The organism is uncultured Roseovarius sp., from assembly GCF_947489715.1.
Taxonomy (GTDB): domain Bacteria; phylum Pseudomonadota; class Alphaproteobacteria; order Rhodobacterales; family Rhodobacteraceae; genus Roseovarius.
Genome location: NZ_CANLER010000003.1, coordinates 47,433 through 65,667 on the forward strand (window position 1 = coordinate 47,433; position 18,235 = coordinate 65,667).

At 55.0% G+C, this 18,235-nt stretch carries 20 protein-coding genes, 1 pseudogene and 1 riboswitch; of the genes and pseudogenes, 11 read left to right on the top strand and 10 right to left on the bottom strand.

Going from position 1 to position 18,235, the window contains the following annotated elements; translation table 11 throughout:
• Positions 1–24 precede the first annotated feature (24 nt).
• From Q1B27_RS09750 to thiB, 3 genes are read right to left on the bottom strand one after another with little or no spacing between them, the layout of a single operon-like run.
• Positions 25–717, bottom strand: coding sequence for an ATP-binding cassette domain-containing protein (locus Q1B27_RS09750; RefSeq protein WP_299846958.1), 693 nt, complete (start codon positions 715–717; stop codon positions 25–27).
• Positions 704–2,260, bottom strand: a complete 1,557-nt coding sequence (locus Q1B27_RS09755; protein WP_299846961.1) for a thiamine/thiamine pyrophosphate ABC transporter permease ThiP — start codon at positions 2,258–2,260, stop codon at positions 704–706. Before Q1B27_RS09755 ends, Q1B27_RS09750 begins: the two co-directional genes overlap by 14 nt.
• Entirely contained in the window at positions 2,236–3,216 is a 981-nt protein-coding gene (thiB, locus tag Q1B27_RS09760; protein ID WP_299846963.1) for a thiamine ABC transporter substrate binding subunit, read from the bottom strand. The genes Q1B27_RS09755 and thiB overlap by 25 nt, the downstream gene beginning before the upstream one ends.
• A 35-nt stretch (positions 3,217–3,251) precedes the next feature.
• Positions 3,252–3,359, bottom strand: a riboswitch (TPP riboswitch).
• 476 nt (positions 3,360–3,835) lie between these two features.
• Here thiB and Q1B27_RS09765 point away from each other — a divergent pair.
• Entirely contained in the window at positions 3,836–4,900 is a 1,065-nt protein-coding gene (locus Q1B27_RS09765) for a CAP domain-containing protein (RefSeq protein ID WP_299846965.1), read from the top strand.
• A 466-nt stretch (positions 4,901–5,366) separates the two neighbouring features.
• Here the strand turns inward: Q1B27_RS09765 and Q1B27_RS09770 are convergent, their stop codons facing one another.
• Positions 5,367–7,553, bottom strand: coding sequence for a xanthine dehydrogenase family protein molybdopterin-binding subunit (locus tag Q1B27_RS09770; RefSeq protein WP_299846967.1), 2,187 nt, complete (start codon positions 7,551–7,553; stop codon positions 5,367–5,369).
• A gap of 3 nt (positions 7,554–7,556) precedes the next feature.
• Positions 7,557–8,021, bottom strand: a complete 465-nt coding sequence (locus Q1B27_RS09775) for a (2Fe-2S)-binding protein (protein ID WP_299846969.1) — start codon at positions 8,019–8,021, stop codon at positions 7,557–7,559.
• Between the two features lie 142 nt (positions 8,022–8,163).
• On the opposite strand from Q1B27_RS09775, the gene Q1B27_RS09780 reads away from it, so the two are divergent.
• Entirely contained in the window at positions 8,164–8,763 is a 600-nt protein-coding gene (locus tag Q1B27_RS09780; RefSeq protein WP_299846971.1) for a TetR/AcrR family transcriptional regulator, read from the top strand.
• 400 nt (positions 8,764–9,163) lie between these two features.
• Here the strand turns inward: Q1B27_RS09780 and Q1B27_RS09785 are convergent, their stop codons facing one another.
• Positions 9,164–9,520 (bottom strand): hypothetical protein, encoded by a 357-nt coding sequence (locus Q1B27_RS09785; protein ID WP_299846973.1) that lies wholly within the window; start codon positions 9,518–9,520, stop codon positions 9,164–9,166.
• Between the two features lie 257 nt (positions 9,521–9,777).
• The gene (locus tag Q1B27_RS09790) at positions 9,778–10,245 is read right to left on the bottom strand and encodes an Ohr family peroxiredoxin (protein WP_299846975.1); all 468 of its coding nucleotides are present in this window, start codon (positions 10,243–10,245) and stop codon (positions 9,778–9,780) included.
• Positions 10,246–10,335: 90 nt separating this feature from the next.
• Here Q1B27_RS09790 and Q1B27_RS09795 point away from each other — a divergent pair, with 90 nt between their 5' ends.
• Complete coding sequence (locus Q1B27_RS09795) at positions 10,336–11,121, top strand: hypothetical protein (RefSeq protein ID WP_299846977.1); 786 nt, start codon at positions 10,336–10,338, stop codon at positions 11,119–11,121.
• Positions 11,122–11,244: 123 nt separating this feature from the next.
• Here Q1B27_RS09795 and Q1B27_RS09800 read toward each other — a convergent pair whose 3' ends face one another.
• Positions 11,245–11,643, bottom strand: a complete 399-nt coding sequence (locus Q1B27_RS09800; RefSeq protein WP_299847660.1) for an MOSC domain-containing protein — start codon at positions 11,641–11,643, stop codon at positions 11,245–11,247.
• 37 nt (positions 11,644–11,680) lie between these two features.
• Positions 11,681–11,836 carry an MOSC domain-containing protein gene (locus tag Q1B27_RS09805; protein ID WP_367181346.1) on the bottom strand — a complete coding sequence of 52 codons (156 nt, stop codon included), beginning with the start codon at positions 11,834–11,836 and terminating at the stop codon, positions 11,681–11,683.
• A gap of 3 nt (positions 11,837–11,839) precedes the next feature.
• Between Q1B27_RS09805 and Q1B27_RS09810 the strand changes: the two are divergent.
• Positions 11,840–12,172 (top strand): annotated as a pseudogene (locus Q1B27_RS09810) (hypothetical protein); the annotation flags it as partial.
• Between the two features lie 30 nt (positions 12,173–12,202).
• On the opposite strand, the gene Q1B27_RS09815 reads toward Q1B27_RS09810, so the two are convergent.
• Positions 12,203–12,532 (bottom strand): metalloregulator ArsR/SmtB family transcription factor, encoded by a 330-nt coding sequence (locus Q1B27_RS09815; RefSeq protein WP_299846979.1) that lies wholly within the window; start codon positions 12,530–12,532, stop codon positions 12,203–12,205.
• Positions 12,533–12,632: 100 nt separating this feature from the next.
• On the opposite strand from Q1B27_RS09815, the gene Q1B27_RS09820 reads away from it, so the two are divergent.
• From Q1B27_RS09820 to Q1B27_RS09845, 7 genes are all read left to right on the top strand, one after another.
• Positions 12,633–13,334 carry a glutathione S-transferase family protein gene (locus tag Q1B27_RS09820; RefSeq protein ID WP_299846981.1) on the top strand — a complete coding sequence of 234 codons (702 nt, stop codon included), beginning with the start codon at positions 12,633–12,635 and terminating at the stop codon, positions 13,332–13,334.
• 57 nt (positions 13,335–13,391) lie between these two features.
• Positions 13,392–14,636 carry an aminotransferase class I/II-fold pyridoxal phosphate-dependent enzyme gene (locus Q1B27_RS09825; RefSeq protein ID WP_299846983.1) on the top strand — a complete coding sequence of 415 codons (1,245 nt, stop codon included), beginning with the start codon at positions 13,392–13,394 and terminating at the stop codon, positions 14,634–14,636.
• A 110-nt stretch (positions 14,637–14,746) separates the two neighbouring features.
• Positions 14,747–15,991: a sulfite dehydrogenase gene (gene soxC, locus Q1B27_RS09830; RefSeq protein WP_299846985.1), complete on the top strand. Its 1,245-nt coding sequence runs from the start codon at positions 14,747–14,749 to the stop codon at positions 15,989–15,991.
• A complete protein-coding gene (locus Q1B27_RS09835) occupies positions 15,981–16,526 on the top strand; it encodes a cytochrome c (RefSeq protein WP_299846987.1) in 546 nt (181 codons plus the stop codon). The genes soxC and Q1B27_RS09835 overlap by 11 nt, the downstream gene beginning before the upstream one ends.
• A gap of 74 nt (positions 16,527–16,600) precedes the next feature.
• Positions 16,601–17,344, top strand: a complete 744-nt coding sequence (locus tag Q1B27_RS09840; RefSeq protein ID WP_299846990.1) for an SDR family oxidoreductase — start codon at positions 16,601–16,603, stop codon at positions 17,342–17,344.
• Between the two features lie 61 nt (positions 17,345–17,405).
• Positions 17,406–17,759 (top strand): DUF3088 family protein, encoded by a 354-nt coding sequence (locus Q1B27_RS24510; protein WP_367181347.1) that lies wholly within the window; start codon positions 17,406–17,408, stop codon positions 17,757–17,759.
• Positions 17,760–17,906: 147 nt separating this feature from the next.
• On the top strand, positions 17,907–18,224 hold the full coding sequence (locus Q1B27_RS09845) for a helix-turn-helix transcriptional regulator (RefSeq protein ID WP_299847662.1): 318 nt from the start codon (positions 17,907–17,909) through the stop codon (positions 18,222–18,224).
• Positions 18,225–18,235 lie beyond the last annotated feature (11 nt).

Below are 18,235 nucleotides of genomic sequence, written 5' to 3' on the forward strand. Positions count from 1 at the left end.
GTGATGTCGCCATAAGGCAAACATTTAACCAAGGTAGTCCCGCAATGCCGGCGGGGGATTATCAAGTAGCTTGGTCGTCGCAACAGGCGGATGCGCCAGGCCATCCGCAACCAGCAGTGCGTGACCAGTGATACGGCGTGCATCCTGCGGATCGTGGCTGACCATCAGCAAAGTGGTCCCAGTCTCGAACCTAAGCTCGGCCACCAGATCCAACATTTCAGCCTTAAGCGCCGGCCCAAGAGCCGAAAAGGGTTCATCGAGCAAAAGCAGGTCGCGTCGTTGCACCAGCGCCCGTGCCAACGCTACGCGACTTTGTTGGCCTCCCGACAGCTCAGCCGGTTTCCGATTGCCTTTGTCGGCAAGACCGACACGAGCCAGCGCAACCCCAACCTCTTCCTGCTCAGATATCGACAGCCGTCCATTGGAGCGCAGGCCCAAGCCGACATTTTGCCGGGCCGTCAGGTGGGGGAAAAGGTTACCATCCTGAAAAAGCATTGCGATGGGGCGCTTGCCCGGCGGAAGATCGCTAATGTTGTCGCCGTTCCAAGAAATGTGTCCCTGAGGCACAGATCGAAAGCCCGCAATTGCCTCAAGCAATGTCGATTTGCCCGCCCCGGAAGGTCCAATGATAGCAACACTGCTGCCGCGTTCAATCGTGAGATTGGCCCGCAGGGTGAAATCGTCATTTGCGATGGTTACCGTGTCAAGCTTCAGCATGCCAGCGCCCTCCTCGGTCCAAAAGCCAAAACGCGCCCATCGCCAGTACCAGTAACAACAGCGCCGCCCCAGCAGCGGCCTGCATCTGATAGGCACCCATCAGGCGATAAAGCTGTAGCGGCAGCGTGGCAATCTCAGCATCGGCAAAAAGCGCGATGACACCCAGATCACCCATTGAGAGCGCCGCCGCAAGCCCGGCCGCAAAACCGATTTGCGGGCGCATCCGGGGAAGTAAAACACGCAGAAAAAAGATGCGGTGCCCCATATCTAGAGAAAGCGCCAATCGCCCGTAACGCGCGATTGTCTGACGAGCGGCAGGCACAAGGATTCGCAACGCAAAAGGTAGCGCCATTATGGCGTTCACCGCCGCGGTCACCGGCAGGGCAAGCGCAGTTGGATCGGCCAGCGGGCGGATCAGGATGAAAAGTCCAGTGCCGATGACCAAAGGCGATGCGGCGAGACCCAGGATACCACTGATTTCGACCAGACCCTTTCTGCCGCTGGCGATGGCGGAGGCCATTGGCAGCGCCAACAACAGAAGCAGTACTGTACTAGACCCGGCAACGACTATTGAAACAACCGCAGCGCGGACAACCTGCACCGGCATCTGGGCCAAACCGCCCAATCCAGACAGAACCACAGACAGAAGTGGCAATAGCAAGAAAAGCATGGCCAACAAGATCCAGAGAGCGTCGCCAAAGCACGGTACCCACCCGGCCCCATCCCAACGACGTATGGCGCGGTCCAACCCGCTGCCGAACCCATCGTCGCGCACAAATCGCAGGGCAGCAAAACCCGCTGCCGCGGTCAGCACAAGCTGTAGGGCAGAGAAAAGCGCCGCGCGCCCAAGATCGAAATCATAGGTGAAAGCTTGATAGATAGCCAATTCGATCGTCGTGGCGCGGGGACCGCCCCCCAGTGTCAATGCCACCGCAAAACTGGTCAGGCAGATGGCAAAGACCACAGCCAGCGTCCCGGGTAAAACCCGAGCCAGCATCGGTCCCTCGATCAGCTGGAACATTGCACGTCCGTCGCAGCCCAATTGTGCAGCAAGACGAAAGCGTTCTGACGACACCTCTTGCCACCCTTGCAAGATCAGCCGGGTGGCCAGTGGCAAGTTGAAAAACACATGGGCTAACACAACCCCTTGCAACCCGTAGATTTGTATTGGAGGCAGACCGAAAAAGCTCAATAGGTCCGAGACCCAGCCAGACCGGCCAAAGACCTGCAAAAGGCCAAAAATGGCGACAATCACAGGCAGAATGAAAGGCGCCCCCAAAAATGCAATTAGCAACCGCCGGCCAGGAAATCGACGGCGTGCCAATGCGCGGGCAACGGGTACGGCCAAACCAACGCTAAACAGCGCTGAAAGCACCGCCTGCATCAGCGTGAACCGAAGCGCAGACCAATCTGCTGGACCAAGGCCTCTTCCAGTCTCAGCACGCAAGGCAACTGCGGCCAGCGTGCCAAGGATCAACGCGGCGACTAGAATCGCGGCGCCGATCCCAGGCCACGGATTTACTGGCTGAGCGCGCCCAGCCATTCGCTCAACGCTTGATCACGGGCCGCTGCGGCATGATCGGAATCCAGCAACAACGATTTTTCTGGCGTGACCAGCGTGTCGAACCCGGCAGGCAGGCCAGCGGCAGGATTTACAGCGGGATACATCCAGTTGGTGGTGGGAATGATCGATTGGAACGCGTCCGAAACCATGAAATCCAAAAACTGATCGGCAAGGTCGCTCTGATCGGTAGCGGCCAGTTTCGCGGCAACTTCGACCTGCATGTAGTGACCTTCATCAAAGACCGCAGCCGCTTTGCTGTCGTCTTCCTCGGCAATCAGATGATAGGCGGGCGAAGTGGTGTAGCTGAGTACCATATCGGCCTCACCTTCCAGAAACAGACCATATGCCTCGGACCATCCCTTGGTGACGGTCACGATATTGTCTGACAAGCCCTCCCAAATCACTGAGGCTTCGTTGCCGTAGGCAGCTTTAATCCACATCAGCAAACCAAGACCAGGCGTCGATGAGCGCGGATCCTGAATGAGTATCTTGATATCGCTGTCAGCGAGCTCACGGAAGTTGGCGGGCGCGGCGGCACCGGCATTGTGAACAAAAGCGAAATATCCCCAATCATAGGGCACAAATATGGTGTCTGCCCATTCAACGGGTAGCGAATATTCAGCGGTGACTGCGTGGGGAGCGAAGAGGCCGGTTTCCTTAGCCGCCGTGATCAGATTGGTATCCAACCCGAGCACGATGTCGGCGTCCGAATTTTCACCTTCCAGCCGGATGCGAGAAAGAAGTGCTGCACCATCTTCAACGCCGACAAGATTCAGATCACAGTCACATGTAGCCTCGAACGCCTCTTCGACCTGAGGGCCGGGACCCCAGTCAGAGATGAAGCTGTCATAGGTATATACGGTCAGTTCTGGTTGATCGGCAGCGATGGCCGAAGTTGCACTCAGAAGTCCCGCAGCAATTAGCAGATGTTTCATATCATCCTCCATTGGCACGCGAGAGGGTAAGGATGGATGAAACCGCTTGCCTTCCCTCCGCCGGTTCTAGCCGGTTCAGGTTCTACGGGTTCACTTTGTGAAAGCATCTCAGCGCAGTAGCCCACGCACCCCGAGGTAATGCGGTAATTACGCGGGGGCGCGCCAGAATACAACCGGATTTATCGTGGAGCTACAGCATTTTGCAAACATGAGTGCAGGCAAACTGGTGACTCTCTATGCGCAACTAAGTTTCTTTGAAATTGGCAATCTGTATCGCCAGTAAAATAGGATACACTTCCTCCCTCTGGCACCTGATACAAAGTGTTCTCTCTTATAGTAGAGAGGATTGATTGAGGTTCAAATTCGCGGAAACAAAATCAACTCGCATTCTTTTCTGGAATTGTCAGCACCTACGAAAGTAATGTCAGCCACAGTATAGAAAGATAGTCGGGTGTGCCTCGCTCCGTTCGGCAAGCACTCGCCGACAATCGGCGGCTTTTTTCGAAATTTACGCGGCTTGCTGCCGTTCTAAATGGTCAGTGTGCCATCCATCTTTCCATGCGTCGTTCGTCCCTCTACCGCTTTCTGAGATGCAAACAACGGGAAAGAGGATTCTACCATGTCAAAAGCAAGCTCCCTCGAATGGCAAATGCTGGATCTGATCAACGCTGAACGTACTTCGCGGAATCTCGACCCATTGCGGCTAGAATTGCGGCTCAACGACGCCGCCGAGGATCACAGCCGGTGGATGATAAATACCGACCGGTTCAGCCATACCGGCGTTGGCGGATCGTCTCCCCGCGAACGGATGCAGGATGCGAATTTCGATTTCTCCGGCAACTGGCTTTCGGCAGAGAACATCGCCTGGCAAAGTGTGCGCGGACAGCCAGGGCTGGCGGATGATGTTATCGATCTGCATAGGGGCTTGATGAACAGCCCTGGCCACCGCGCCAACATTCTGAATCCGGACAGCGAGGTCATCGGGATTGGGATAGAGCGCGGGAACTATAACGGCTGGGACGGGATTTTCGTCACGCAAAATTTTGCCCGCACAGATGCACCGTTGCGGATCGACAGTCGTGCAACAAACCCCCCGCCCCCACCGCCTGATGACAGCGGTGACCAGGTTCTGAACGGCACAGGTGCGTCCAACAGGATAGCGGGCGCCGACGGTGACGACACGCTCAACGGCCATGCTGGCAATGATACCCTCTTAGGCGGCCAGGGTAACGATATACTGAGAGGCGGTACCGGAGCAGACAAGCTTAATGGTGGGCGAGGCAACGATGCGGTGCTAGGCGGAGAGGGCAACGATGTCATCTGGGGAAATCTGGGCCGCGACAACCTGCAGGGCGGGAATGGCCGCGACCGCCTGATCGGTGGCAATCAGGCCGATGTTCTGGACGGCGGTGCCGGTAATGACCTGTTGAGAGGCGGCCTGCACAATGACCGTTTTGTATTCTCCAACGATCACGGTCGCGACAGGATCATGGATTTCAACGCCAGGACGGCCCATGAGAAGATCGACTTGCGAAACGTCGATGGGTTCGACAGCTTCCGCGACATCAAACTGGCAGCCACACAGATAAGCAGCCATGTGCGGATCGAGACGGGCGAAGACAGCTGGATCACACTCATGCACACACAGTTGAACCATCTGGATTCTGGCGACTTCCTGGTCTAACTGGGTCGTTCAAGCATTGAAGCCGTAAAAGTCGTGCGTGCGCCATTCACTTGGCGCACGAGCTATGCTGACTTCTACGGGAAAGTTCGCAACTATGAAGAAGTCATCCTCAGCGCAGTTTATGTCCTGAATCTGACGGCGACGGAGAGAGTTGGAACGATACTGCCAACGACGTCAGACGATGATCCGTTCTTATTCTCTGGCAGATCAGTAGAAAACCAATACTCGTGGCAGTATCTCGTAAATCGCCACCCAAAAGAGAAATTCACCACTTTTGTGTAGTACCATTCCTTCCCCGAAACAAACGTTCATGCTTGGAGATTTGGACTTTCCTTATAGTCGATTTTCACCTGCCAGAAACAAGCTTGCCGCAGCGTTTCCAGTGCTCCGAGACTGAGAAAATTTCGTGCTTAGCGATTAAGTTCCCCGCGCCATAGGGTTACCAAAAAACGCGGGGAGACTTGCCTCATGCGAATAAAACGCCGTTTTCCTGCATCGGAAGCGTAGTCACCAACGAACCTGAGAGACTTGCGAGAGCGTTCGCAAGGGCCGGTGCTGAAGGTGGGGTGCCAGGTTCCCCAACGCCTGTCGGAGCCTCGGCTGAGGGCACGATATGAACCTCGATCGCGGCGATATCACCGATGCGCAAGGGCTCATAATCGGGGAAGTTATACTGATCAACCACACCATCGGTCAGCGTTATCTGATCACGCATCGCATGACCCAAGCCATAGCCGATACCACCTTCCATCTGCGCACGCACTATGTCCGGGTTCACGGCGATGCCGCAATCCACGGCGCAGGTCACCTTTTCAATCTTGATACCGGATGACGGATCACCCGAGATCTCGACCACCTGCGCGGCGTAAGAGCCAAAGGATTTGTGCACGGCAATACCCTGAGTGTGTCCAGTCGGCGCGTTGCCCCAACCCGCCTTTTCAGCGGCGAGTTTCAGCACCTGCGCTTTGCGGCTTTGGTCCGCGCTGCCAACATCTGTCAGATGCGCAAGGCGGAACTCGACCGGGTCGCTATTCGCCGCCTTTGCTGCCATGTCCATCATCACCTCCATCACATAAGCCGTGTGCGTGTGACCGACAGAGCGCCACCACAAGACCGACGTGGCCTTTGGCGTATCGGTCAAGCCAACCGCCATGCCGGGAATGGCGTAAGGACTGTCAGCAACCCCCTCGACCGAGCTGTGATCAACACCATCGTGCACGATCATGGATTCAAACACCGTGCCTTTCATGATCGACTGACCTGCGATCTGGTGCTGCCATCCGACGATCTTGCCCGCGCCATCCAGACCAACGCGTACCTTGTGACCAAACGCCGGGCGATAATAGCCGCTGCGAATGTCGTCTTCGCGCGTCCAGATCAGTTTGACCGGACGCGACCTGTCAGTAACGACAAAAGCCAGCGCAGCCTCAACTTGATAATCTGCGTCCGGCGTGGCACGACGCCCGAATGATCCACCAGCCAACATCGTGTTGATCTGGATTTTCTCTTGAGGCAGATCAAAGATTTGCTGATAGGCCAGATGTGGCCCCGTGGGCATCTGACACCCGTCGTGCAGAACGATATTGCCTTCAGCGGTCTGTTCGATGGTGCAATTCAGCGGCTCCATCGGGGCATGGGCCAAAAGCGGGAAATAGAATGTCTTTTCGATCACGGTGGCGGCGCCATCTATGGCCGCACTGACCGCAGCCGCGTCGGCCTTGTTAACGTTATAGACCGGCTCGGCCTCCAATGCGGCCATGATCTCGGCCCTGATGTCATCAGAACTGCGTGTCTCAGCTGCAGACATGTCCCATTCGACCTCAAGTGCGTCGCGCGCCTGGATCGCTGACCAGGTGTTTTCGCCATAAACCGCGACACCAGCCTGATTGGGCAAAACGGCCGCACTGATGAACCCTTTCACCTCTTTCGCGGCAGCGTCATCAAAGCTGAGGGCCTGACCGCCACGGGAGTCTGGACGTTTGATGACCGTAACCATCTGGTTCGGCAGGTGCAGATCCATAGCATAGAGAGCCTGGCCGTTGCCCTTGATTACCGAATCCTTGCGGCGTGTGGTCTCGTTCCCGATCAGGCGGAATTCTGACGTGTCCTTCAGGCGCGGCTCTGTCGGAGCATCCAGTTCTGCGGCGGCGGAAACGAAATCAGCAATGGGCGCGGATTGACCATCAGCCAGGATCATCCCCTCTTCGATGCGGATCGCGGCAGTGTCGATTTGCCAGGCTTTAGCGGCTGCGGAAATTAGCATCTCGCGCGCGGCGGCCCCGGCCTGGCGGTACTGCATCCAGGAATTAGCCATGGCAGTCGATCCGCCGGTGCCCTGAAAGGGGCCAAAGAGAAGGTTATTGTAGACCGCCGGATCAGACGGCGCGAATTCATATTCGATCTGGTCCATGCGCAGGCCGATTTCTTCGGCGATCAGGGTCGGCAGGCCAGTTGCAGGGCCCTGACCCTTTTCGAAATGCTTGACGATGGCTGTGACTTTGCCATCGGCGTCGATCTTGACGAACGGGTTGAACCGCGCGCCAGTGCCCGACGTGGATGCGAGCGTGCCATCATTGCGGATACCTACGAACAGAACCGCGCCCGTGGCGGTGGCCCCTTTCAAGAAATTGCGGCGGGTGGATGTGAGTGTCATCGATCAGCCCTCCAGGATTTCTGCGGCGCGGTGAATACCGGCGCGAATACGTTGGTAGGTTGCGCAACGGCAGGCGTTGCCGGACATGTAATCGTCAATCTCTTCGCTGCTTGGTTTGGGGTTTTCAGCCAGAAGACCCGCCGCAGACATGATCTGCCCGGACTGGCAATAGCCGCACTGGACAACATCCAATTCGACCCAGGCTTGCTGTAACGCCGCGCCGATCTGGTTGTCGGCCATGGCTTCAATTGTCGTGATCTCGACGCCATCGACGTCTTCCACATAGGTCTGGCAAGCGCGTGACGGCAAGCCATCTAGATGCACGGTACATGCCCCGCAGGAGGCCACGCCGCATCCGAATTTCGTGCCAGTCAGTTTTAGGTCATCCCGTATCACCCACAACAGTGGGGTTCTTGGTTCGGCATCGACCATCTTGGTCTCGCCATTCAGTTTCAGCGTGAACGCCATGCAACATACCTCCGAAGAAAAAGAGAAAAGGCTTAGGTGTAAACTAGTGCGTTTACCGTAGGATCAAGACACACCAATGTAAACTCATAAGTTTACACTCAGGTTTGACGGCTACGCACCCGCATGATTTAAGGCTCGGACCATGGTGGACAGTAACTCTCCCAGTGCGTGCAAGAACGCCCAGATCATCGAAGCTGCGGTCGATGAGTTTCAGGAGAACGGGTACGCTTATGCCAGCATGGATCGCATTTCAGCGAGGGCTTCAGTCTCCAAACGAACGCTTTACAAGCACTTCGAAAGTAAGGAAAATTTATTCCGGTCGATCGTGATGGAGCTGGCCGGTCGCTTTGCCGAGATGCAGGATATACGCTATGTTACAGGAAGAGATATTCGCACACAGCTCTTGGAGTTAGCCTGGGCAGAGGGGCGGATTTTGATGCGTCCGGACGTGATGGCAATGGCACGCATGATCATAAGCGAAACCCTGCGCAATCCGGCGTTGGCCGAAGAGGCACAAGGAAAGGTCGACAAAACAGCAACCTTTGTGCGGATGATCGAAGATGCCAGTGCTGATGGTCAGCTGAACGTCGAAGATTCGGTGGTTGCCGGGCAGGAATTCATCGGGTTGATCAAGGCAAAGGCCTTTTGGCCGATGCTGTTCAGCGGATCGGTTGTCAGCGAAGCGGAAATGACTGAGATCGTCGAAAGTGCCGTTGACTTGATCATGAGCCGGTATGGCTGATCGAAAAGGCAGTCCGACGCACAGTCACGAAGTAAAACAAGTTTTGACACCCAAACTTACGCAAACGAGCCCTAATTGGTGTAGGTATGGCTGCCAAATGGCAAAACTATGTGTCGTTCCAAAATTGCCTTAGTGGCGGTGCTGGGAGACCTATGCGAACCAGTCTCTACTAACACAGCGGCACGCGGGAACACCCAGCGAACTCTAGGCGATTTGCTAACTTTCTGAATTTTCTCGGCTCTGATCGAGCAAAGCGTTTTCGAACTAAACTTCGCTCTACTCGACCCCCGAAAAAGCGGGAGAACACAGGGCAAAAGGCAGACTGCTGACAGAGATTGGGGTGGGTGGCGGACAGAGGGTCATCCATATTTTTTGCTGCAAGCTATTGATATTTAGTTTTTTAAAATTTCTGAATTACGTACATACCTCCTTTAATACCACTCATGGGTAATTTTTTCACAACCTTCCAGTTTACTTTCAGCCAAAGCAGGCTTTGGCAACTGACGCATTGAAAGCCAAGTTTGAGCCCACAACGGACCCGTCGAATTTTCGCTGCAAGCGCTCGCAGCAGGAAAATTGCTGCAGCTGCATTATTTTCAGCGCCGCTGCGCGGCGTGAAAACCCGCCATTCATGCTTGCCGCAGCGAGATTTTCTGTCCGATTCACAAGTGCGGATGGGGCGGACGAGGTCTGCACCCGACTGCCGCGCAATGCGGCAAGGTACTGAAGTCCTCTCTTTGTTCGGAAAGGAAGCCACCGGTCTTCCAGAACCTTTACAAAAAGGACAGAAACCTAAATCCGGCCATTCGTTTCCTGGGTGTCGCGCGATCCAATAGATCGTTGTATTTTAGGCATCGACGATCGCAAGCATGATCGGGATTGCCTCCCATTGGTTTTGGCACTCATCCCAGCCGCGGTCCGGTGTGCCTGCAGATAGGTGGTATCAACCATGACGGTTGTTACTGGCAGCGTTCCGTCGCCAGGTCAGCCAAGGTTGATGCCACCTTCCAACAGTCACTTCAGCGCTAAATCAACGTCAATGTTGTTTCTGACTGCGGCAGAGTAGGGACAAATCTTATGAGCGCCATCGACGATTTTCTGCCCGGTTTCTTTGTTGATGTCGGGCAGGTCAACTTCCAGGCGGACACCCAGCTTGAATGCCGCACCATCTGACCCAGGCTTGAGTGCGACGCTTGATGCGACAGAGGCCTTTGAAGCATCAACACCCATACTGAGAGCTGTATACCGAAGTGCTGAAATGAAGCAGCCTGCATAGCCTGCCGCAAAAAGCATTTCGGGGTCGACCCGCGCGCGGTCAGAAGAGGCGGGCGCTTCCTGCATTTCTTCGGGTAGCATGTCGTAGACTGCAGATGGCATGACAAGATCGAGATCAAGTGTACCGTCGGCAGTGGACACACGTCCTGCACGCCCTCCTGATGCAGTAGCAGTTGTAATGTAAATTGCTGGTTCCAAGGCCGACATGTCATTCTCCCATTTAGAACTATCGTTGATTTACCGTGTCGCTCGATTTATAATGTTAAAATATGTAACGTGTCAATATGTGCAGTTAGGATGAAGATGCATTCCAGATTTACCGAACTCCGAAAGACCAAGCTCGGTAAGGGGTTAGAGAGCCTCTTGAGTAGCCCTAAAAAGTATGTGGAATATGCAGCGCTATCACGCGCTGGCCTACCAGCAATCACAGCTGCTGTGCATGAGCTTGAGGAATTGTTTCCGATAGTTAGATCGGATCAGGCAGCCAGACAGTTTTGTGGCGCTGTTGTTGGAGAGGTCATGAGGGACGCTGGCCATGAGATTCTGCGGCCCAGAGGTCGTGTGTCCGGAAATCTCTTTACATACGGGACGGTTTGGACACCGTTCCCGGTACAAAAAGATCCTGTCCAGATCGTCCGGAGCATGCGCAGTGCCCCTGGAAAACTATCCGCAATGCTAAACAACATTCCTGTTCGATTTCTGCAGATCGAATCACAGGGGGGCCGTGTACCCATAGCTAACCGAATTGTTGAGATGATTGGCATGGATGTTGAGTTGTACAATAGGGTTGAAGGCAAGTCAGCAGAGGCATTGCACGACACCACTCCTGAAGCGGAGCTCGTGGCCTTAACTTCTAATGATGGTACGCTTAAGGTAGATGAGTTTATCTCCAAGTTTGAAAATTGTCGGGCAATTCTGTGCCAGAGTCTTACCCATAGTATTGAAAAGGCTTCAAAATCCGCGGAGTCAACAATTCTGAAACCTGACGCTCTGCAAGACGCAATACGTCTGGCGCATGATGCTGATCAAGTCTTGCTTAACGATCTTCAGGAGTTTGTTTTGGAACTCTCTTTTGGATCGTAAGCGATCGATCAAAAGGCGCTGAAACGCTGCTATGCGATCTTGATTATCTTGATCGCTGCAATGGCCGCCATCACAAACTATGGGTGCGGTTGAGGCAGATCAATGCTCTGTATCAGAAGCCGGCTAAGTCCCCAACCTCGTGCTAGTGTCTTCTTCGCTAATTCCGTCTGCCATGCGCGCGAAAGCCTTGCGCCAGCCCTGTGCTAGGTCCTTGGTGTTTGCCAGAATCTCAGCCTCTTGCGGACTTATGCGCCATGTCAAACGAGCCCGGGTGACGCGCCTGACACTCCAATCAGTATGACGCCGTTCCAACAGTGATATCAAATCCCCGGGTGCAGCGGTTCCCGGCTCCAACACCCTGTAATACCACCCTGTCCGACCCGTTTTCTGAAACAGATAAGGCATCTTTTCATTGCCCGTATGCAGGCCAAGCTTCCAGCAAGGCTGGCGGCCCTGGCTGATCTGAACCGTAGCGGTGCCAAGCGTCAGGATATCGCCGATGCAAAGATTATCCTCGGTCAATCCTCTGGTGGAGATGTTTTCGCCAAAGGCCGCCGGGCTAGGTATCGGCGGCCATGTGACTCTCTGATTGCCACGCGTCATAATGATCGCTGGCATAATGGTGGATGGCTTTCTCGGCGCCGCCATGAACCATCAGATCTGCTTGCTCATCTCCAGAAAAACCGGTGCGCGTAATGTTCTGAGAACCGGTCACCTTAGCCACTGGGTTGTCCTTACCCCGACCGAGGAATGTGGCCCGGGCGCCTTGGCGGTGCGCGACATCCCAGAGGGCAGCACGCCGAAACTGCCCGCGACCTGGCCAGGATTCCCGATCTTTCTGGACAGCCCCGGCTTCACGCCGTTATTCGACGGCCCGGAAGTCACGGTGAACGCGGGTTTCGCCAGTGATGTTGAGCTTGCTGGTGTCACCTATGACGGTGTCACCTCCGCATTGCGGGTGAATGTCAATGTCCACGCGCCCCTGCTCCGCGTGACCGATGTTTTCGACATCGCGTCCGGGGATCTGAGCCTGCCTGGCAAGGTAGAATAGGATGAAGCTTGTATTGCCAAGCTTTGAGTCTCAGCACTCAAAGTTTGGCAGGCCGCAATGTTCCCGGATGTCGGGGTGATTGCTGCAACAATCGTTGAGAATGAACGAGAGAAGCCCGCCCAACCCGAGAAAGCTTACCCGGTAGATGATTTTTCGCGACTGCCGTTCCGAAGTTATCAGGCCAGCGCGTTCCAATGCTGACAGATGAAAGGATGCTTTCGAAGATATCGCCTCCATGGCCTCGGCGATCTCACCAGCCGCAGCGCCGCCTTCGCCGCAACCGATCAGATAACGAATGATGCGCAGACGCATTTCCTGAGACAGAGCACCAAGCATCGCAATCGCATCTTCCTCATTCATATTTCAACCTCTCTTGAAATGTTGAATAGTTATCCATATAACACCTTCGACTCACCACAAACAACCCTGCAGCCCTTTGCCTGAACAAATCGGATATGCCATGAAGATCGTCAGTTTCAAAATTTGCCCGTTCGTCCAACGCGTCGCCGCACTGCTCGAAGCGAAAAACCTGCCCTACGAGATCGAATTCATCAGCTTGCAGGACAAACCACAGTGGTTTCTCGACATCTCACCCAATGGTCAGGTGCCGGTTCTCATCACCGATGGCGGTCAGGCCCTGTTTGAAAGCGATGCCATCGTTGAGTATCTCGAAGAGGCATATCCAGCCCTGCAACCCGGGCTGTCCCCCGAAGAAAAAGCGACAAATCGCGCATGGGCTTATCTGGCGACCAAGAACTATCTGGTTCAATGCAGCGCGCAGCGCAGTGCGGACAAAGCAACCCTTTCCGAACGTGCAGCAAAGCTGGACGTTGCCTTTGACCGGATCGAAGCGAAGCTCTGCGATACGCGGTTCTTTGGTGGCAACGAGATTGGCATGGTCGATGTGGCGTGGCTGGTCCTGTTGCACCGGGCAGCGATCATCGAAAAAAACACAGGCTACGACTTCATTGGGGACCGCCCAAAGCTGAAATCATGGCAGGCGCATTTGATGCAGACAGGTCTGGCGGAGAAGTCTGTTCCGGCCGAATTTGAGGATGCGTTTGTGGATTTTTACCTGTCTGACCAGACGTTCCTTGGCCGATGCAAGGAAAATGGCGGTTGCAAAAAGAATGCGGCCGAGCTGGCGGATGCGTGCTGCTGACAGAGGCTTCATTCCGCCCCCATGAATTCAGACATCTCTTTCCAAAGGAATAGCCTCGTGAGTCCGTTTGACATTGCCCCTGCAAAAACCGGTGACACCTTCGTCCGACATGACCCCAACTTCCTGAATATGGTCTTCGGCACCGATCAGGTGACGCCACTATGGGTCGCAGATATGGACTTCGCTGTCGCCAACCCAATCCAGGAGGAACTTCTGCGTCTGGCCAACCGGGGTCAGTTTGCCTACGAGTTCAACTCAAAAGGCGTATTCGCGGCGATTTCGACCTGGTTCAAACGCCGCCACAACCTTTCTCTGGACCCCGAAAAGTTGGTACAGGTTCCCGGGGTTCTCACAGCCATTGCGATGCTGATCCGCGAGTTGACCGAACCGGGGAATGGCGTGCTGATGCAGGTCCCGGCCTACCATCAGTTTGGCAAGGTGATCAGCACAGCCGGTCGGAACATCGTCAAGAGCCCGCTCCGCAATGTCGAAAGCTCATATGAGATGGATTTCGACGATCTGGACGTGAAGCTGAGCGCACCGGACGTCGAAGCCATGATCCTGTGTAACCCGCATAATCCTGTCGGCCGCGTTTGGCGCAAGGACGAATTGGAGAAGCTCGTCGAAATCGCCAACCGCCACAGTGTGACGATCATCAGCGATGAGATCCATTCCGATATCATCTACACCGGCCATCGCTTCACCAGCCTGATGGCTCTGGATCCGAAGAACCACGTGTCGGTCATCGGGTCGCCCGCAAAAACCTTTGGCATGCACAGCATCTCAAACGGATATGTTTATACGGCAAACCAAGAGCTTCTCGACCGCTTCAAGAAAACAGCGGAATCGATGTACCTCACACATGGGAATGCATTCACGACCTTTGCGACCATCGCCGCCTATGAAAAAGGCGAGGCCTGGGTGGACGAATTGATCACCTATCTTGAAGGCACGGTCGCCTGGATCTTCCGGTTTCTGCAAGAAGAGCTACCCGCGATCAAGATGTCTCCGGTCGAGGGCACGTATCAGGTCTGGCTCGATTGCACGGCTACCGGTCTCGCCGGGGACGATTTGAAAGCCACGCTGGGCGAATCCGGCTTCGGCGCCACACCCGGCACCTGGTTCGATCAGGACGCGACAACGTTCATCCGGGTCAACATCGCAGCACCCAGGGCCGATATCGAAAAGGCCTTCAGAAAGTTCAAAACCGCGATGGACCAGGCCATGGAGGCGCGAGCCCAGGGGGCCGCGCCCGTCGCCCAAAAAGCCTGCGCCGTTGCATCAACCAACTCATGCTGTTGAGCCAGTTATGCCTGTCGGAATGATGCCACAGCGATTAGTGCAGCAAATGCAACGCCTACCAATTTCCACCACTCACGAATTAGATCAATCGAAATCTGGAGGTTAAGCTGATGACAATGACGACTGGGTTTTTAGGAAGACGAGACTTCCTGAAGACAGGTGCGACGTTTCTGACGGCGAGTTCCGCTGCACTGGCGGCGACAGGCTCTAGTGCAGCGCCGGAATTTCCCGATAATATGCTCTATCCAGGTGTGGAGGATGAAGCTTACGGCAGCCCGTCACCCTACGAGTCCGACGTCGTACGCAAAATTTTTCCCCAAAACGAAAAATCGACCCTGACGGCATCGTTCACGCCGCTGCATGTCCCAAAAGGTATCATCACGCCATCAGGGCTTCATTTCGGCGCTCACCATTCGGGTGTGGCCGAGGTTGACCCGGAAACCCATGAATTATTTATACACGGCATGACGGATCGGCCGCTGAAATTCACCGCGCGCGACCTCATGCGATACCCCCTGTCCGGAGGGATCAACTTCCTCGAATGCGGGGGAAATAGTGCACCGCAAGGCTATCACCGCGAAGCGCAGCAAATGCCGATGCAATATCTTCATGGGCTTGTGTCAGGATCTGAATGGATCGGTGTTCCGGTCAGGCTGCTGCTGCAGGAGGCAGGCCTGGGCCCGCGCGCCAAGTGGGTCATCGCCGAAGGTGCCGACGCCGGTTCCCTTGCGCGCAGCATCCCGCTGCAAAAGCTGATGGATGATGCCATTATAGCGCTCTATCAAAACGGTGAGCGGCTAAGGCCTGCGCAGGGTTATCCCATGCGTCTGTTCCTGCCGGGCTGGGAAGGGAACACCAGCGTCAAGTGGCTCAGACGCCTCGAGGTTACCGACCGGCCCGCCTACACCCGTGAGGAAAGCCGCCACTATTCCGAAACCCTGGCTGATGGCTCGATCGAAGGCTTCAGCATGTATATGGGGGTCAAATCGGTGATCACCCATCCGTCGGCAGGACAGGCCCTGCCGGACAAGGGATACTACCAGGTGCACGGATTGGCGTGGTCGGGATTTGGGAAAATCTCCAAGGTCGAAGTATCCGACGACGGGGGCGAGAATTGGGTGCCCGCCAATATTGAAGGGCCGGTTCTGAGCAAATCACTGACGCGCTTTACCTTGCCCTGGCACTGGGACGGTAAACCGGTCCGCCTGAAAAGCCGCGCCATCGACGAACAGGGCAATGTTCAGCCAACTCATGAGGCCTGGAAAAGCAGGTATTTCGAGGGAAGCCGCAATCATTACAACGCAATCCAGACCTGGTTCATCGATGCACAGGGAGCCATCTCAAATGTCTTCTAGGAAACAAATCTTACACGTGATCGCCATTGGATTTCTCGCGGCAAACAGGGTCGCTGCTGAAGATACGCCGGCCCTGGGACAAACCATCCCGATAGAAGAACTGGCAGGCCTCAGCACAACGGTCTACCCAGACGGTGAAGGGCTGCCGCCGGGCAGCGGCACAGTTCAGGCAGGCAAGGTTGTCTACGAGGATCAGTGCTCGGTCTGCCACGGTGCAAACGGGGAAGGTAACATGAACATGTACATCCCGATCCTTGCAGGCACGGGCAAACCCGACCACGGCTTTCACTGGTCGACGGGCCATTCCTGGCCCTATGCGACAAGCCTCTTCGAATACATTCGCACCGCCATGCCCCCTTTCAATCCCAAGGAGCTAAGTACAGAAGAGGTCTATGCGGTCACCGCATACATTCTCCACATGAATGGATTCCTGCCAGAAGACGGAGAAGTGGGCAAGAGCACGCTTCCGGACATCAGGATGCCTTCACAGGATTATACCAGCAGCAAATGGGAGAAAGAGGAAAGCCAGTACTGATCCTGGCATCAAAATGACGGATCACCGTCGCCTCGGACACTTCTACGTTTTCAACCAATTTAGGAGGCACCTTCATGCTTGAAGGTAAAACAGCTCTTGTCACAGGCGGGTCCAGCGGCATTGGCTTTGCATCAGCCAAGATGCTGAAAGACAATGGCGCGCGTGTCGCAATCACCGGAACAAACACCGAGAAACTCCACTCTGCCCGAAAGATGCTAGGCGATGGCACCATCGCGATCCAGGCGGATGTCAGCAAACTGGATGATCTGGACCGGATGCAATCCGAGTTGCGGCAGGCCTTTGGCAAGCTGGATATCTTCTTTGCCAACGCGGGCGTTGCCTTCAACACGCCACTCGGGAAAACTGATGAAGCGATGTATTACCGGATGATGGATGTGAACGTGAAAGGCACATTCTTTTCGATCCAGTCCGTCCTCCCACTGATGCCCGAAGGGGCCTCAATCATCCTGAATACGTCATGGCTGAACCAGATCGGAACACCAAACAAAGCGTTGCTGTCGGCTTCAAAAGCAGCGGTACGTTCTTTTGCGCGTGTCATGTCGGCTGAGCTCTTGGATCGAGGCATTCGTGTGAACTGCGTAAGTCCAGGCACTATCGAGACACCGATACATCGTGGACCAAATGAATCCGACGAACACTTTTGCGCCTATGTAGAGCGGGTTGGACAACAAGTGCCAGTGGGCCGCATGGGCAAGCCGGAGGATATCGCGGCCGCGGTTCTGTTTCTGGCAAGCGATGCGTCCAGCTACATGCTGGGCGCTGAAATGGTCATCGACGGCGGCCGCGCTGAACTCTGAATTGCCGCCGGACAGCTCAGGAATAATAAAAAAGCGCGAACAATCTTGAAATGGCGGGACCATGACGAGCACCATTCTATATCTTCTGAGATCCGATTTTATCGACGCCCGAGCGGGCAACACAGCGTTCTATTGCCCCCAATGCCTTTTGGTCGAAGGGTTTTTGTCAGTCTTCCCGCATGTTCGCCAGAACCTCGATATACGATACGTTGATTTTGATCGGCCACGGGGCGACATGACAAGATATGTCAGTGACAATCAGTCCTGCCCTCAACTCGTATTCCCCGATGGCGATGACAGGCATTCTGTTGGGCACAGCACGTCCGGGATATCTCCCGCACGCCGGATCGAAAATGTGCAACACATTCTCGTCTATCTTGTAATGCGTTTCGATCTGCCCCAACCGCATCCCTAGGACACGACCCCTTACTCCCGTCCCTATTTGGGGTCATGGCGTTGGTGACGACCAAAGCCAATGCCAATGCCAGAGCGTGGTCCGGCCAAATTTCAAATTATGAGATATCTTCTTTACAAAACTAGTTTTATAGTTATATTGTTGACTATGTCAACAAAAACACAAGAATCACGTGCTCTCGCAGCTTTAGGCCATGATGCCCGGCTTGCCATTTTCCGACTGTTGGTACGGAAAGGGTATGATGGTTTGCGCGTGGGCGAAATCGGTCAGCTTTTGGATCTGGCACCTTCAACCTTGGCACATCATCTCGCAGCGCTGGTAGACGCGGGGCTTGTGGTGCAGGAAAAGCAAGGTCGCGAAGTGTTCAACAAGGCGGATTTCACGGTGATGCATCACCTCGTGACGTTTCTGACATCAGAATGCTGCGAGGGACTTCCCGCTGCAGCAAAGGAGGATGCAGCATGATACAGTGTATG

Coding starts and splice junctions, on each gene's coding strand:
- Q1B27_RS09840 (WP_299846990.1), top strand. CDS start 16,601: ATGCTTGAAGGTAAAACAGCTCTTGTCACAGGCGGGTCCAGCGGCATT.
- Q1B27_RS24510 (WP_367181347.1), top strand. CDS start 17,406: ATGACGAGCACCATTCTATATCTTCTGAGATCCGATTTTATCGACGCC.
- Q1B27_RS09755 (WP_299846961.1), bottom strand. CDS start 2,260: ATGGCTGGGCGCGCTCAGCCAGTAAATCCGTGGCCTGGGATCGGCGCC.
- soxC (WP_299846985.1), top strand. CDS start 14,747: ATGACAATGACGACTGGGTTTTTAGGAAGACGAGACTTCCTGAAGACA.
- Q1B27_RS09770 (WP_299846967.1), bottom strand. CDS start 7,553: ATGACACTCACATCCACCCGCCGCAATTTCTTGAAAGGGGCCACCGCC.
- Q1B27_RS09845 (WP_299847662.1), top strand. CDS start 17,907: ATGTCAACAAAAACACAAGAATCACGTGCTCTCGCAGCTTTAGGCCAT.
- Q1B27_RS09765 (WP_299846965.1), top strand. CDS start 3,836: ATGTCAAAAGCAAGCTCCCTCGAATGGCAAATGCTGGATCTGATCAAC.
- Q1B27_RS09775 (WP_299846969.1), bottom strand. CDS start 8,021: ATGGCGTTCACGCTGAAACTGAATGGCGAGACCAAGATGGTCGATGCC.
- Q1B27_RS09750 (WP_299846958.1), bottom strand. CDS start 717: ATGCTGAAGCTTGACACGGTAACCATCGCAAATGACGATTTCACCCTG.
- Q1B27_RS09835 (WP_299846987.1), top strand. CDS start 15,981: ATGTCTTCTAGGAAACAAATCTTACACGTGATCGCCATTGGATTTCTC.
- Q1B27_RS09790 (WP_299846975.1), bottom strand. CDS start 10,245: ATGTCGGCCTTGGAACCAGCAATTTACATTACAACTGCTACTGCATCA.
- Q1B27_RS09795 (WP_299846977.1), top strand. CDS start 10,336: ATGAAGATGCATTCCAGATTTACCGAACTCCGAAAGACCAAGCTCGGT.
- thiB (WP_299846963.1), bottom strand. CDS start 3,216: ATGAAACATCTGCTAATTGCTGCGGGACTTCTGAGTGCAACTTCGGCC.
- Q1B27_RS09815 (WP_299846979.1), bottom strand. CDS start 12,532: ATGAATGAGGAAGATGCGATTGCGATGCTTGGTGCTCTGTCTCAGGAA.
- Q1B27_RS09780 (WP_299846971.1), top strand. CDS start 8,164: ATGGTGGACAGTAACTCTCCCAGTGCGTGCAAGAACGCCCAGATCATC.
- Q1B27_RS09820 (WP_299846981.1), top strand. CDS start 12,633: ATGAAGATCGTCAGTTTCAAAATTTGCCCGTTCGTCCAACGCGTCGCC.